This is a genomic window from Falsiroseomonas ponticola (genome assembly GCF_016805305.1).
Taxonomy (GTDB): domain Bacteria; phylum Pseudomonadota; class Alphaproteobacteria; order Acetobacterales; family Acetobacteraceae; genus Falsiroseomonas; species Falsiroseomonas ponticola.
This window is the reverse complement of the sequence record NZ_JAERQN010000005.1, coordinates 308,754-323,022: the sequence shown is the minus strand read 5'-3', so window position 1 is coordinate 323,022 and position 14,269 is coordinate 308,754. Positions and strand designations below refer to the sequence as shown.

14 protein-coding genes are annotated in these 14,269 nt (G+C 71.4%); 8 read left to right on the top strand and 6 right to left on the bottom strand.

Annotated features, from left to right (window positions below; genetic code table 11):
- Positions 1-29: 29 nt before the first annotated feature.
- Both JJI54_RS17100 and JJI54_RS17095 read right to left on the bottom strand, forming a co-directional pair.
- Entirely contained in the window at positions 30-3,191 is a 3,162-nt protein-coding gene (locus tag JJI54_RS17100) for an efflux RND transporter permease subunit (protein WP_203074223.1), read from the bottom strand.
- Positions 3,192-3,217: 26 nt separating this feature from the next.
- Positions 3,218-4,267 (bottom strand): efflux RND transporter periplasmic adaptor subunit, encoded by a 1,050-nt coding sequence (locus tag JJI54_RS17095; protein ID WP_203074222.1) that lies wholly within the window; start codon positions 4,265-4,267, stop codon positions 3,218-3,220.
- A gap of 329 nt (positions 4,268-4,596) precedes the next feature.
- On the opposite strand from JJI54_RS17095, the gene JJI54_RS17090 reads away from it, so the two are divergent.
- Both JJI54_RS17090 and JJI54_RS17085 read left to right on the top strand, forming a co-directional pair.
- Entirely contained in the window at positions 4,597-4,851 is a 255-nt protein-coding gene (locus JJI54_RS17090) for an Lrp/AsnC ligand binding domain-containing protein (protein ID WP_203074221.1), read from the top strand.
- Between the two features lie 122 nt (positions 4,852-4,973).
- Positions 4,974-5,204, top strand: a complete 231-nt coding sequence (locus tag JJI54_RS17085) for a hypothetical protein (protein ID WP_203074220.1) — start codon at positions 4,974-4,976, stop codon at positions 5,202-5,204.
- Position 5,205: 1 nt separating this feature from the next.
- On the opposite strand, the gene JJI54_RS17080 is transcribed toward JJI54_RS17085, so the two are convergent.
- The 3 genes from JJI54_RS17080 to JJI54_RS17070 form a co-directional block, all read right to left on the bottom strand.
- Complete coding sequence (locus JJI54_RS17080; protein WP_203074219.1) at positions 5,206-6,702, bottom strand: amidase; 1,497 nt, start codon at positions 6,700-6,702, stop codon at positions 5,206-5,208.
- Between the two features lie 14 nt (positions 6,703-6,716).
- Positions 6,717-8,324: a gamma-glutamyltransferase gene (gene ggt / locus JJI54_RS17075; protein ID WP_226381835.1), complete on the bottom strand. Its 1,608-nt coding sequence runs from the start codon at positions 8,322-8,324 to the stop codon at positions 6,717-6,719.
- Positions 8,325-8,485: 161 nt separating this feature from the next.
- Positions 8,486-9,247: an SDR family NAD(P)-dependent oxidoreductase gene (locus JJI54_RS17070; RefSeq protein WP_203074218.1), complete on the bottom strand. Its 762-nt coding sequence runs from the start codon at positions 9,245-9,247 to the stop codon at positions 8,486-8,488.
- Positions 9,248-9,370: 123 nt separating this feature from the next.
- On the opposite strand from JJI54_RS17070, the gene JJI54_RS17065 reads away from it, so the two are divergent.
- Together JJI54_RS17065 and gpt are read left to right on the top strand one after the other, a co-directional pair.
- On the top strand, positions 9,371-9,709 hold the full coding sequence (locus tag JJI54_RS17065) for a tRNA-binding protein (protein ID WP_203074217.1): 339 nt from the start codon (positions 9,371-9,373) through the stop codon (positions 9,707-9,709).
- Positions 9,710-9,735: 26 nt separating this feature from the next.
- A complete protein-coding gene (gpt, locus tag JJI54_RS17060) occupies positions 9,736-10,230 on the top strand; it encodes a xanthine phosphoribosyltransferase (RefSeq protein ID WP_203074354.1) in 495 nt (164 codons plus the stop codon).
- Positions 10,231-10,313: 83 nt separating this feature from the next.
- Here the strand turns inward: gpt and JJI54_RS17055 are convergent, their stop codons facing one another.
- Complete coding sequence (locus JJI54_RS17055) at positions 10,314-11,621, bottom strand: hemolysin family protein (RefSeq protein ID WP_203074216.1); 1,308 nt, start codon at positions 11,619-11,621, stop codon at positions 10,314-10,316.
- A gap of 131 nt (positions 11,622-11,752) precedes the next feature.
- Between JJI54_RS17055 and JJI54_RS17050 the strand changes: the two genes are divergently transcribed.
- From JJI54_RS17050 to JJI54_RS17035, 4 genes are all read left to right on the top strand, one after another.
- The gene (locus tag JJI54_RS17050) at positions 11,753-12,184 is read left to right on the top strand and encodes a DUF3429 domain-containing protein (RefSeq protein WP_203074215.1); all 432 of its coding nucleotides are present in this window, start codon (positions 11,753-11,755) and stop codon (positions 12,182-12,184) included.
- 134 nt (positions 12,185-12,318) lie between these two features.
- Positions 12,319-12,648, top strand: coding sequence for a hypothetical protein (locus tag JJI54_RS17045; protein WP_203074214.1), 330 nt, complete (start codon positions 12,319-12,321; stop codon positions 12,646-12,648).
- 52 nt (positions 12,649-12,700) lie between these two features.
- Positions 12,701-13,552, top strand: coding sequence for a MurR/RpiR family transcriptional regulator (locus tag JJI54_RS17040; RefSeq protein ID WP_203074213.1), 852 nt, complete (start codon positions 12,701-12,703; stop codon positions 13,550-13,552).
- Complete coding sequence (locus JJI54_RS17035) at positions 13,549-14,178, top strand: bifunctional 4-hydroxy-2-oxoglutarate aldolase/2-dehydro-3-deoxy-phosphogluconate aldolase (protein WP_203074212.1); 630 nt, start codon at positions 13,549-13,551, stop codon at positions 14,176-14,178. Before JJI54_RS17040 ends, JJI54_RS17035 begins: the two co-directional genes overlap by 4 nt.
- Positions 14,179-14,269: the final 91 nt, after the last annotated feature.

The window sequence follows — 14,269 nt, the reverse complement described above, 5'->3', positions numbered from 1 at the left end:
GGCCGCCGGGCTATCCGGCGGCCGCCCGCTTACTCGGCCGGGGCGGGATGCGGCTTGCCCGGTGAGCGTTCCAGCTCCGCCAGCTTGGCCGCGACGGCGCCGATCGGCTTGGTGTAGGGCGCCAGCAGCAGATACAGCGCGGGCACGGCGTAGAGGGTGATGAAGGTGGAGAAGGTGACGCCACCCACGATAACCACGCCCAGCGCCTGGCGGCTTTCCGCCCCCGCCCCCGTCGCCATGGCCAGCGGCACCGCGCCGAAGACCGTCGCGATGGAGGTCATGAGGATGGGCCGCAACCGCACGACGGAGGCTTCCAGCACCGCGTCATGCACGGACAGGCCGCGGTCCCGCAGCTGGTTCGCGAATTCCACCACCAGGATGCCGTTCTTCGCCATCAGCCCGATCAGCAGGATCATGCCGATCTGGCTGAAGATGTTGAGCGTGCCGCCGGTGAAGTGCAGCGCCAGCAACCCGCCCGTCAGCGCCAGCGGCGTGGAGAGCAGGATGATCAGCGGGTGGATGAAGCTCTCGAACTGCGCGGCCAGAACCAGGAACACCACCAGCAGCGCCAGCGCGAAGGTGACGTAGAGCGCGCCGGAGCTTTCCTTGAACTCCAGGCTCTGCCCGCGATAGCTGATGCGCACTTCCGGCGGCAGCACGTCCCGCGCCGTCTGCTCCATGAAGGCCAGCGCCTCCCCCAGCGTATAGCCGGGGGCGAGGGAGGCGGTGATGGTGATGGCGCGCACCCGGTCCTCGCGCGCCAGGCTCTGCGGCCGCGCCCGCTCGCTGAGCGTCACGACGTTGGAGAGCGGCACGAGCTGCCCCTGCACGGAGCCGCTGCCGGCGATGAGGCCGAGCTGCCCGCCCGCGCTGGTGCGCACGAAGATGTTCTGCAGGTCATAGGGCGTGGCGCGGTCCTGTTCCCGCGCCTGCACCAGGATCTTGTACTCGTCGCCACCCTCGACATAGGTGCCGACCTCCCGCGATCCCAGCATCGTCTCGATCGTGCGCCCCACCGCCTGGATGGAAAGCCCCATCTCGGCGGCCTTGCGGCGGTCGATCTCGACGCGGATCTCGGGCTTGGTCTCGCGGTAGTTGCTATCCAGGTTCTGCAGCCGCGGGTTCTGCCGCGCGCGTTCCAGGAAGCGGTCGCGCCACTGCACCAGCGTGTTGTAGTCCGAACCGCCGATCACGAACTGCACCGGCGGCTGGAAGCCGCGCTGGCCGAGCGAGGGCGGGTTGAGCGCGAAGGCCCGCACGCCGGGGATGGCGAGGAGCTGGGGCATCAGCTCCGCCGCGATCTCCTGCTGCTTGCGGTCGCGCTGGTCCCACGGCGCCAGGCGCATGAAGATGTTGGCGACGTTGGACTGCGCCGGCCGCTGGAAGCCGCCGATGGTCGCGAACTGGCTGTCGATCTCGCCCCGCTCCACGAAGGGCTGCAGGATGCGCTCCACCCGCACCACCTGTTCGCGGGTATAGCCGAAGGAAGCGCCCTCCGGCCCCGTGGTCGGGATGATGATGGTGCCGCGATCCTCGACCGGGGCGAATTCCTTGGGCAGGATGTTGAACAGGATCACCGCCAGGCCGCAGAGCACGGCGGAGCCGCCGAGCGTGATCAGCGGCGCGGCCAGGGCGCGCTTCAGCGTCGTCCGCAGCACCCAGTTCATGCCGAGGAAGAAGGGCTCCGTCCACCGCACCAGACGGCTCTCGCCCTCATGCGCCTTCAGCAGCTTGGAGCACATCATCGGCGTCAGCGTCAGCGCGATGAGGCCGGAGAAGAGGACCGAGGCCGCCAGCGCGAAGCCGAATTCCGTGAACAGCCGGCCGGTATTGCCGCCCATGAAGGACAGCGGCACGAAGACCGCCACCAGCACCAGCGTCGTGGCGATGACGGCGAAGGCGATCTCCCGCGATCCGCGGATGGCCGCCAGCAGCGGCTCCTCCCCCTCCTCGATCCGGCGATGGACATTCTCCAGCACCACGATGGCGTCATCCACCACCAGGCCGATGGCCAGCACCAGGCCCAGCAGCGTCAGCACGTTCAGCGAGAAGCCGAGCGCCGCCAGCGCGGTGAAGGAGGCGATGAGCGAGACGGGGATGGCGACCGCCGGGATGATGGTGGCGCGCCAGGACCGCAGGAAGAAGAAGATGACGACGACGACGAGGACGAGCGCCGTGACCAGCGCGTGCTCCACCTCGTAGATCGAGCGCGCGATGAAGGTGCTCTCGTCATAGCCGATGACGACGGAGACGCCGTCCGGCATGGAGGCGCGGATGCGCTCCACCTCGTCCTTCACGCCCTGCGCGACGGAGAGCGTGTTGGCGGTGGATTGCCGCAGGATGCCGAGCCCGACGCCGGGCTTGCCGTTGATGCGGTATTCGCCGCGCGTATCCTCCGGCGCCACCTCCACCTGCGCCACGTCACCCAGCATCACCTGGCCGCTGGCGTTGCGCGACAGCACGAGGGAGCGGAACTGCTCCGGCCGGCTCATGCGCGTATCGGTGCGGACGGTCAGCTCCCGCGCCGTGCTCTCGATGCGCCCGCCGGGCAGCTCGACATTCTCGCGCCGGATCGCGTCCTCCACGTCCTGCACCGTCAGGCCGCGGGCGGCCAGCGCCTGGCGGTCCAGCCAGATGCGCATGGAAGGCTTGCGTTCGCCCAGCACCAGCACCTGGGCCACGCCCTCGACGATGGCGAGGCGATCGACGAAGCGGCGCCGCGCCACCTCCGTCAGCTCCATCGGCGCCAGCACCTCGGACACCAGCGCGACCCAGAGGATGGGGCGCGCATCGCCATCCACCTTCTGCACGACAGGCGTATCCGCCTGTTCCGGCAGGCGGGCGAGCGACCGCGCCACGCGGTCGCGCACGTCGTTCGACGCGGCATCCACGTTGCGGGAGAGCCGGAACTCGATGGTGATCTGGCTGCGTTCGTCGCGCGACTGGCTGGTGATGAACTTGATGCCCTCGATCCCCGCCACGGCGGCTTCGAGGATTTCCGTGATCTGCGTATCCACCACGGCGGCGGAGGCGCCGCGATAGGTGGTGGTGACGGAGACCACGGGCGGATCGATGGCGGGGTATTCGCGCACCGGCAGGCGCATCAGCGCCGCCAGGCCGAGCACCATCAGCATCAGGCTGATGACCGTCGCGAAGACGGGCCGCTTGATGGAGACGTCGGAAAGCACCATGGCCGGTTATCCCGTCTTGCAGCCGGTCAGGAGGTCGGGCGGGTCAGGGTCTCGGTCACGCGCACCGGCGCGTCGTTGCGCAGGCGCTGGATGCCCCGGACGACGACATGGTCGCCCTGCTGGACGCCCGACAGGACCTCCACCTCGCCCTGCAGGCGCTGGCCGACGCGGATCTCGACCCGGCGCGCGCGGTTGTCGCGGATGACATAGACGAAGTTGCGGTCGCCCAGCGGATCCAGCGCCTCCTCCGCCACCAGCAGCGCGTCGTCGCGGCGGCTGAGCACGACTTCCACCGTCATGAACAGGCCGGGCTTCAGCGCCTCATCCGCATTGTCGAACTCGCTGACGACGCGGACGGTGCGGGTGTTGGTGTCGATGCGCGTATCCACCACCGCGACGGTGCCGGTGAAGCGCCGGTCGCCGAAGGCGGTGCTGCGGGCGGTCACGGTGCTGCCTTCGCGCACGCGCGCCACGAAGACCTCCGGCACCGCGAATTCGACCCGGACGCGGGAGATGTCGTCGAGCGTGGTGACCAGCGTGCCCGGCTGCACCAGCGCGCCGACGCTGACCTGGCGCAGGCCGACCCGGCCGGAGAAGGGGGCGGCGACGCGCAACTCCTCCAGCCGCGCCTGCGCCTGGCGGACGCGGCCCTCGGCCTGGCGGGCCACGGCTTCCAGCGTCTCCAGCCGCTGGGCGGCGATGGACTGGCCGGGCTGCAGCTGGCGGGCGCGGATGACCTGGCTGCGGGCGTCGTCGAACAGGGCGCGGGCCTGGTCCAGCTCCGCGCGCACGGCCGCGGCATCCAGGTCCACCAGCTGATCCCCTTCCCGCACCCGCTGGCCTTCCTGGAAGCGGATGGCGGTGACGATGCCGGTGACCTTGGCGGTGATGGAGACCGAATCGCGGGCGCGGACGGTGCCTACGCTCTCCGCCCGGTCCACCACCGTGCCGACCCGGACCGGGGCGACCGCAACGCCGATCGGCCCGCCGCCGCCGCCGCGCACCGCGGGCGCCGGCGCGGCTTCAAGCCCCACCAGGGCCAGCGGTCGCGGCAGCCCGTACTGCTCGCCATACATGTGCCAAGCAGCACCCAGGCCCCCGATGAGGGCCAGAACGGCTAGCTGGGAGGTTGTTCGCATGCGACCCCAGTCCTGACAGCAATGTTCTGGCCCGCCCCGGAAGGGGACGGGCGAGAGCCACGATCCTGCTATTCGCCAGTCCGGACAAAATGTCCCACCCATTGGGCGGACACCTCATCCCAGCGCAGTTGACCCGCTTTGCGGCGGTTTGCAAGACGTAACGCTCAAATTTAGCCATGCAATGAACGTGCCGGGAACCCCGCCCTTCCCCGGCGCGCCCCGCCGCGTCAATCTGGCGCCCTCATTGGTTAATGGAGCACCCCGCGATGCGAGCCATCTTCGTCATGATCAAGTGCGAGATGGGGCAGGCCTACCGCGTGGCGCGGGAGATGGCGGACAGCATCCCCGAATTGTCGGAGATGCACTCCACCAGCGGCCAGTACGACCTGCTGGGCAAGTTCTACCTGGAGGCGGACCAGGATATCGGCCTCTTCGTGGTGGAGCGGGTGCAGAGCGTGGCCGGGGTCAAGGACACCTACACCATCCAGACCTTCAACGCCTTCTCCGGCGGAAGGGCCTGACCGCCTCCGGCGGGAGGGCCTGAGGCGCCTCCGCGCCGCCATGATCCGCGCGGCGCCGCCATGATGCGGCCCCGCGCCCGCCCTGCCCAAGGGGGAAGCTTCCTGCCCAGGAGGTTCCCCCGATGCGTATCCTGCCCGCCCTCGCCCTCTCCGCCGCCCTGATGCTCGGCGCCTGCCAGAATCCGGACGGCAGCGTGAACCTGCCGGCCAGCCTGGCGCTCGGCGCCGGCGTGGCGCTGGCGGGCATCGCCATCGCCTCGGCCAATGACCAGCCGAGGCACCGCCACTACGACCGCCGGCCGTCCTACGGCCACCGGGACTATGGCTACGAGCGCGGCTACCGCCGCTGGTAGGTCAGGCCCAGCTCTTGAAGCCCGGCATGGCCGAGATCGGCGCCGCGGCGGTGAGCCTGGCGATATCGGGCACCGGGCGGGCGAGCGACGAATCGCCCGCGACGGCTTCCTCGATCGCCGCCGCGACGGCAAGCACCAGCGCATCGCCGCCGCGCGGCCCCACGATCTGCAGGCCGAAGGGCATTCCCGCCTTGTCCAGGCCGAGCGGCAGGCTGACCGCGGGGTGGCCCACCAGCGTCACCGCATAGGCCATGGCCAGCCAGTGGAAATAGGTCCGCGTCGGCTGGCCATCGATCTCGGCGGGGTAGAGTTCCGACCAGGGGCGCGGGCTGATGGTGATGGCCGGCGTGATGATGATGTCGTGCTTCGCGAAGAAGCCCTGCCACAGCCGGTAGATCCGCGTCTGCTCCGTCGCCGCGCGGGCATAGTCGGCCAGGCTGTAGCGCAGCCCCTCCTCGACATTCGCCCGCACATTGGGGCCGACATCCTGCGGCCGGGTGCGGCACTTCTCCGCATGGCTGGCGACGAAGCTGGTCGCGCGCAGGATCTCGAAGGCTTCGTCGGTGCCGGCGCAGTCCGGCGTCGCTTCCTCGACCCGGCCGAAGAGCGGCGCCAGCGCGGCGACGCGGCTCGCGAAGACCTCGCGGACATGGCGCTCGGTCGGCGCGAAGCCGAAATCGGGCGTGGCGGCGACGCGCAGCGCGCCGAGATCGACCTGCATGGGTGGGAACAGGTTGCGGTCCCCGCCCCGCACCCGGCGATCCGGCAGCGTATAGGCCAGCGGGTCCAGCGCATCGTCATCCGCCATGGCGGAAAGCAGCAGCGCCGCATCCCGCGCATTGCGTGCCATCGGGCCCAGCACCGGCAGCGGCGACCAGCCATGCCCGCGCCGCTCCGCCGGCACCAGGCCGGGCGAGGGCCGGAAGCCCACGATGCCGTTGAAGGCCGCGGGATTGCGCAGCGAACCGCCCGTGTCGCTGCCCGACGCGATGGGCACCATCCCGCAGGCCAGCGCCACGGCCGATCCGCCGGAGGACCCGGCCGCGGAGCGCGTGGGATCGAAGGGATTGCCCGTCGCGCCATAGACCAGGTTGCGCGTGTTGGCGCCCGCGCCGAATTCCGGCGTGTTGGTCTTGCCGACGACGATCGCCCCTGCCTCGCGCAGGTTGGCGACCATCGCCTCGTCCTTGGTCGGGATGTGGTCGGCGAAGATCGGGCTGCCCCAGGTCGTGCGCAGCCCCTTCGTCTCCTCCAGGTCCTTGATGCCGATGGGCAGGCCGTGCAGCGGGCCCAGCTTCGCCCCGGCCATGACCGCGGCCTCCGCCGTCTTGGCGCCTTCCCGCGCCCGGTCCGTATCCATCGCCACCATCGCGTTCACCGCGTGGTTCACGGCGCCGATGCGGGCCAGGCAGCTGTCCAGCAGCTCCACCGGGGAGAGCTTGCGCGTGCCGATAAGGCGCCGTGCCTCGACGGCGGAGAGGTCGCAGGGTGCGGTCATGATCGGGGGAGTCCTCAGTAGCCCATCGCGCAGCCATCCTTGCGGGGGTCGGAGCCCCCGACAAGGCAGCCGCGCTCGCGGTCGATCAGGATCGCCTGGCCGCCGCCATGCGGCTTGTCGATCAGCTCGCAGTCATGGCCGAGCCGGTTCAGCCGATCCACGACCGAGGCCGGGATGCCCTTCTCCACCTGCACCTTGCCGAGGCGCGGGAAGAGGCGCGGCGCGTCCATCGCCTCCTGCACGTCGAGGCCATAGACGAAGTGGTTCACCAGGAAGTTGGTCTGGCCCATCGGCTGGTAGTGCCCGCCCATGACGCCATAGGGCATCACCGCCTGCCCGTCCTTCATCACCATGCCCGGGATGATGGTGTGCATCGGGCGCTTGTCGGGCGCGATGCAGTTCGGGTGGCCTTCCTCCAGCCGGAAGCCGTAGCCGCGGTTCTGCAGCATCACGCCGGCCTCTGGCGCGTAGATGCCGCTGCCGAAACCCTCGAAGAGCGAGTTGATGAAGGAGACGGCATTGCCGTCGCGATCGACGACGGAGAGATAGACCGTGTCCTTGTGCTTCGCGAGGTCCGACTGCCCCGCCAGCGGCATCTCCGGCATGGCGCGGTCATCCCGCACCAGCTTCGCCAGCGCATCGAGGTAGCTGTCGGAGAGCAGGTGCTCCACCGGCACCTCCACCTGGGACGGGTCGGCCAGGAAGGCGTCGCGGTCGCGATAGGCCAGGCGCGCGGCCTCGATATGGCGGTGCAGGCGCTCCGTGCTCAGGAAGCCTTCCTCGGGGAAGCCGAGCTTGTCGATCAGCGCCAGGACCATCAGCGTGATCATGCCCGATCCGTTGGGCGGGCACTGGAAGACCTCCATGTCGCGCCAGGCGCGCTTGATGGGATCGACGAAGCCGGCCACGGAGGCGCCGCGGGCGAAATCCTCCTCCGTATGCGTGCCGCCGGCCTCGCGCAGCGTCTTCACCATGTCCGCGGCGATGGCACCCTCATAGAAGGCCTTGGTGCCGTGCTTGCCGATGGCGCGCATGGTGGCGCCGAGCTTCGGGTTCACGAACTTGTCGCCCAGCGCGAAGGCCGCGCCATCCTTCAGGAAGTGCTTGGCGGCCGGGCCATGCTTGGCCAGCTTGCCGACGGAGCCTTCCCAGTCGCTGGCGACGCGGGCGGAGAGGAAGAAGCCGTTCTCGGCATAGCCGATGGCCGGCGCCAGGATTTCCTCCAGCGACTTCTTCCCATGCGCCTCGTTCAGCTTCGCCCAGGCGGAGATGGCGCCCGGCACCGTCACGGAATGGGCGGAGGTCGGCGACATGGCGGTGAGGCCCGAGGCCCGCAGCGCCTCCGGCGTCGCCCCGCGCGGCGCGCGGCCCGACCCGTTCAGCGCGATCACCTGGCTGGAACCGGCCGGGACATAGAGGCAGAAGCAGTCGCCGCCGATGCCCGTGGATTGCGGCTCCACCACGCCCAGCACCGCGCAGGCCGCGATGGCGGCGTCCATGGCATTGCCGCCGGCGCGCAGGATGTCGAGCGCGGCCAGCGTCGCCTGCGGCATGGAGGTGGCGGCCATCCCGTTCGCGGCATAGACGGCGCTGCGGCCGGGGGCATGGAAATCGCGCTTCATCGATCAGGACCCTTGGACGTCATGGAGAACACGGGCGGCGTGGCGGTTGCCACGCAGCGCCACCGGAAAGGCGGCGTGGCTGTCGCCACGCCGAGGCGCCGAACGGCGCCCGCGGCCAGTGCCGCGCACTTGAAAAAAGCAGCAATGAGCGGCGCCGCCGCTCATTGCGCGCAGAAGCCGCCATCGATCAGCAGGCAGGTGCCGGAGACCATGGCGCTGGCCGGCGAGGCCAGGAAGACGACGGCGCCCATGATGTCCTCGACCGTCATGATGCGCCCCATCGGCGTGCGGCGGATCTGCGCGCTGCGCACCTTCTCATCCGCCAGGAAGCCGGCCGTCAGCGGCGTGTCCACGAAGCCCGGCGCGATGGTGTTCACCCGGATGCCCTTGGGCCCGAGTTCCACCGCCATGGCCTTGGTCAGGCCCTCGATCCCGTGCTTGGTCGCCGTATAGACGCTGCGGTTCAGGCCCGCGACATGGCCGTTGACGGAGGAGAGGTTGATGATCGCACCCCCCTTCCCCTCCGCCGCCATCCCCTGCGCCACCGCCTGCGCCACCGTGAACATGGACCGCAGGTTGAGGTCCAGCAGCGCATCCAGCGCGCCGTCCTCCACATCGAGGAAAGGCTGGCGGATATTGGTGCCGGCATTGTTCAGCAGGATGTCGAAGGGGCCGGAGGCCTCGACCAGCGCGCGCACGGCGCCGCGATCCGTCACGTCGAGCTGCGCCGCCCGCACCGCCAGCCCGGCCTCGCCCAGTTCGGTGGTCAGCGCCTCCAGCTCATCCAGGCTGCGCGCCGCGGCCACCACCTCCGCCCCCGCGGCCGCCAGCGCCACCGCGCCGGCCCGCCCGATCCCCTTGCTCGCGCCCGTGACCAGGGCGCGCATGCCATCCAGGCGGAAGGAGGGGGTGGTCGGCAGCATGAGGGTGCGGCTCGCCTTCTGTGTCGCGGGGGCCCGGCGGGGCGTTCCGGTCAATGCGCCGGGCGGCCCCTCCGCGCAAGTGGACCCCCTTCCCCTGTTGTCCGCCCCGCGGTAGGACGCGCCATGGAACCGATCACCTTTGCCGATTTCGAGAAGGTCGAGATCCGCGCCGGCACGATCGTGGACGCGCAGCCGCACCCGACCGCCCGCAAGCCCTCGATCCAGCTCTGGATCGATTTCGGGGGGGAGATCGGCACCAGGCGCTCCTCCGCCCAGATCACCGTCCACTATTCGCCGGACCGCCTGATCGGCCGCCAGGTGGTCGCCGTGGTGAATTTCCCGCCCCGCCGCATCGGCGGCTTCGAGAGCGAGGTCCTCGTCCTCGGCGTGCCGGACGAGAACGGCGCCGTCGTGCTGCTGAAGCCCGACCTCAAGGTGCCCGATGGCGGCAAGATGTTCTGACCGTGCCTGACGCAGAGGATGAGACGATGGCGCCCCGCTACTACACCGTGACCTGGGACCAGCTGCACCGGGACGGCAAGGCGCTGGCCTGGCGGCTGGTGGAACGCGGCCCCTGGACGGGCATGGTCGCCATCACCCGCGGCGGGCTGATCCCGGCCGCCATCGTGGCGCGCGAACTCGATTGCCGCCTGATCGAGACGGTCAGCGTCGTGACCTATGACGAGGAGCAGCGCGGCCAGCCGCAGGTGGTGAAGCCGCCCCAGGCGGCGCTGGACAGCCAGGGCGAGGGCTGGCTGCTGATCGACGACCTGGTCGATACCGGCACCACCGCCAAGGTGGTGCGCGCCATGCTGCCCAAGGCGCATTTCGCGACCGTCTATGCGAAGCCCGCGGGCAAGCCGACGGTCGATACCTTCATCACGGAAGTCAGCCAGGACACCTGGATCCTGTTCCCCTGGGACACGGAGCCCCAGTTCATCGCGCCCATCGCCAAGGCGCGGGGCAATGGCGGCGGGCAGTAGGCGCCCGCCACCACCAGGGGCCCGCCAGGGCCCCTGCACCACCCCCCGGGCCCGTCAGGGCCCCTGCACCACCCCCGGGCCCGTCAGGGCCCCTGCACGACAGACGTCTCGTCCTTCACCGCCAGCACCTTGTCCACGCGGCGGCCATCCATGTCGATGATCTCGAAGCGCCAGCCGGCCCAGGCGATGCGGTCGCCCTCCTTCGGCACGCGCTGCAGCAGCGCCAGCATCAGCCCCGCCACCGTGTGGTAGGTCCCCTCCTTCGGCAGGTCCGGCAGGTCGAGCCGCGCCTTCAGCTCGTCCGACGGCATCATCCCTTCCAGCAGCAGGCTGCCGTCATGGCGCAGCACCGGCACCGACTGGTCCGACGCCACCGGCCCCAGCTCGCCGACGATCGCCTCCAGCAGGTCCGACGCCGTCACCACCCCCTCGAAGCTGCCGTATTCGTCCATCACCAGCGCCATGCCGATCGGGTCGTCCCGCAGCCGCTCCAGCGCATCCAGGGCCGAGAGCGTGTCGGGCAGCACCCGCGCCTGGCGCAGCGCGCGCGCCACCGACAGCGGCGACCCCTCCAGCAGCTGGTCCAGCAAATCCTTGGCCGCGACCACGCCCACCACATTGTCCACGCGCCGGTCGGCGACGACGAAGCGCGTCACGCCCGAAGCCCGCAGCCTTGCCGCCACATCCTCCGGCGGCGCGGTGCGGTCGATCCACTCGATCTCGGTGCGCGGCGTCATCAGCGCGCGGATCGGCTTGTCCGCCAGGCGCAGCACGCGCTCGATCATGTGCCGCTCCTCCGTCTCGATGGCGCCGGAGGTCGCGCCCTCCGCCACCACCGCCTTCACCTCCTCCTCCGTCACCGAATTGTCGGAGGGGTCGTGCCGCCCGAACAGCCGCAGCACGAGGGCGGAGGAGGTGGAGAGCAGCCAGATCACCGGCGCCGTGAAGCGCGCCAGGGTCGCGAGCGGGCGGGAGACGATGACCGCGATCGCCTCCGGGTTGCGCAGCGCCAGCTGCTTCGGCACCAGCTCGCCCATGATCAGGCTGAGATAGGTGATCAGCATGACCACCAGCGCGAAGCCGATCTCCGCGCTGAAGGCGCCGATCACCGGCAGCGGCGCCAGCAGCTCCGCGATGGTGGCGGACAGGCGCGCGCCGCCGAAGGCGCCGGCCAGGATGCCGACCAGCGTGATGCCCACCTGCACGGTGGGCAGGAAGCGCTGCGGGTCCTCCGCCAGCGCGATGGCCGCCGCCGCCCCCGCGCTGCCCTTGCGCTGCAGCGCCGCCAGGCGCGTCCGCCGGGCGGAGACGATGGCCAGCTCGCTCATCGCGAAGGCCCCGTTCAGCAGCACGAGGATGATGATCAGCAGCAATTCGAGGCCCGTGGCCATCGCGCATTCTATCCCAGGTTCCGGAGGAGCCCCCATGTAGCGGTCCCGCCCCCCCGTTGAAACGGCGTTCGGTGCACGATCGGGACAGGCGGGGGGCTTTCCGCTGCCCGGGATCGGCGCACATTGCGCGCATGGACCGTCCCCTGCCCCCCTCCGCCCTCGTGCTCGGCGCCGCCGGGCTGCTGCCCTTCCTCGGCCTGGCCCTGGCCAGCATCCTCGCCTTCGGCTGGGCGGCGCCGGCGCTGGCCGCCTATGGCGCGGCCATCCTCGCCTTCCTCGGCGCCGTCCATTGGGGGCTGGCGCTGCGCGCGCCGGAATCGGAATCGGGGGCCGAACTGCCGCGCCTCGCGCTCGGCGTCGTGCCCTCCCTCATCGCGTGGGTGGCGCTGCTGCTGCCGCTGCGGCCGGGCCTCGCCCTGCTCGCCGTCGCGATCCTGGCGACGGCGGCGGCGGAGGCGCGCGGCGCCGCCCGCGGCCTGGTGCCGCCCGCCTATATGCGGCTGCGCTGGGCGCTCTCCGCCGGCGCGGCGGCCAGCCTCGGCCTGGGCGCGCTGGTGGCCTGATCCCCCGCCCACCGGTGGGTAAGCGCAATCCGTGGTGGGTAAAGGGAAAAGATGAATTGTCCCTTTAAATTTGGCTTGTCTCTTTTCCAAGACGGATTAAGGTTCCGGCAACACTTCCAGCCCGGAGGCATCCCATGCGCGACGAGACGGCCAGCCAGATCCAGACCGCGGCGGCCGAGGCCACCCCGGCGCCGGACGCGCGCATCCTCGCCTTCCCCGATGCCGGCGAACGCCGCCTCCGCCTCGCGCTGCGGCGGCTGGAGGAAGCGCTGGAGGAACAGCGCGTCGCCGTCGCCGAATTCCGCACCCAGATCGCCAGCCTGAACACCGCCATGAACGGCCTCGGCGAGAGCGCGGAGACGCTGAAGGCCAACCTGGCCAGCGCCGCCGAGGACACCGCCCGCGCCCAGGCGGAGGCGCTGCGCCTGCAGGCGACGGCGGAGGCGATGGCCCGCCTGGCTTGAGCCCGGCCCCCGCCGCATTGTAGTCACCCCCCGCATGGCGGAGGGGAGCCTGGTGCGTGATCGGATTGCCCTGGTGCTCGACCGGCTGAGCCCGGCCGAGCGCAAGGTGGCCGAGCTGGTCGCCGCCGACCCCGCCGCCATCATGGCGGCCACCACGGCCAGCCTGGCCCGCGCGGCCGGCGTCTCCGAACCCACCGTCGTCCGCTTCTGCCGGTCCCTGGGCTATGAGGGCTTCGCCGATCTCCGCCTGGCGCTGAACCGGGCGGAGGCCGCGGCAGAAGCCGCGCCGCCCCCGCGCCCCCCCGCCCGCATCGATGCCGCCACACCCGTGCCGCAGGCCGCGCCCGCCGTGCTGGATGCCGCCATGGCCGCGCTGGCGCAGGCGCGCGCGGGGCTGGACGCCGCGGCGGTGGAACGCGCGGCGCTCGCTTTGCTGCGCGCCGCGCGGGTGGAGGTCTGGGCCGTCGGCGCCTCCGCCGGCGTGGCGGCGGATCTCGCCCAGCGCTTGGTGGTGACCTGCCGCGGCGTCGTCGCGCGGCACGACCCGCATGCCCAGGCCATGGCGACGGCGCTGCTGGATGGGGAATCCGTCGCGCTCTGCCTCTCCCTCGGCGGGCGGTCGCGCGCGGTGGTGGAAGCCGCGCGCCAGGCCGCCCTGGCGGGCGCCACCGTCATCGCGCTGACGCGCCCGGGCTCCCCCCTCGCCGCCGCCGCCGCCATCACCGTGCCCTGCCTGGCGGAGGAAGCGGCCGCGCCGCATGCCCCCTGGACGGGCAGGCTGGTGCAATTCGCGATCGGCGACGCAATCTGCGTCGCAACTGCGCTGCTTTCGCCACCCGCCGCCGCCGCGGCGCGGCAGGCGCGGATGACGGCGGCGCTGGAAGCGCGCAGGATCGACCCATGACCCATCCCCTGATCCCGTCCCTGCGCCAGGCCCGGGTGATCCCCGTGGTGCGCACCACCAGCGCCAGCCTGGCGGCGCGCGCCGTCGAATGGCTGCGCGGCGCCGGGCTCTCGGTGTTCGAGATCACGATGACGGTGCCCGACGCGCCGGCGCTGATCCGCGACCTCGCCAGCGACCCGGGCCTGCTGGTCGGCGCCGGCACGGTGCCGGACCGCGCGGCGGCGGAAGCCTGCCTGGCCGCCGGGGCGCGCTTCCTCGTCTGCCCCTGGGTCGATCCGGTCGTCGCGCAGGCCGCGCATGGCGCGGGCGCCATCGCCATGCTGGGCGCCATGACGCCGACGGAAGTGCGCGCCGCGCTGGCCGGGGGCGCCGATGTGGTGAAGATCTTCCCCGCCAGTTCCGCCGGCGGGCCCAGCCATGTGAAGGCGCTGCGCGCGGTCTTCCCCGACACCGTCTTCTGCCCGACCGGCGGCGTCGATTCGCGCAACGCGCCGGACTACCTGGCGGCGGGCGCCGCCTTCGTCGGCATCGGCGGCCGCCTGGTGGATGAAGGCCTGCTGGCGCGCGGCGACCGGGCGGGCATCGAAGCCGCGGCGCGCGACGTGCTCGGCCTCATGCAGGCCTGAAAACGCTCACGCCCGCTTGATCCCCCGCTTGATCCAGGCCGCGAAGTCGCCCAAGCAGGGATCGTTGAGAAGGCCTGATCGGGGAGCGAAT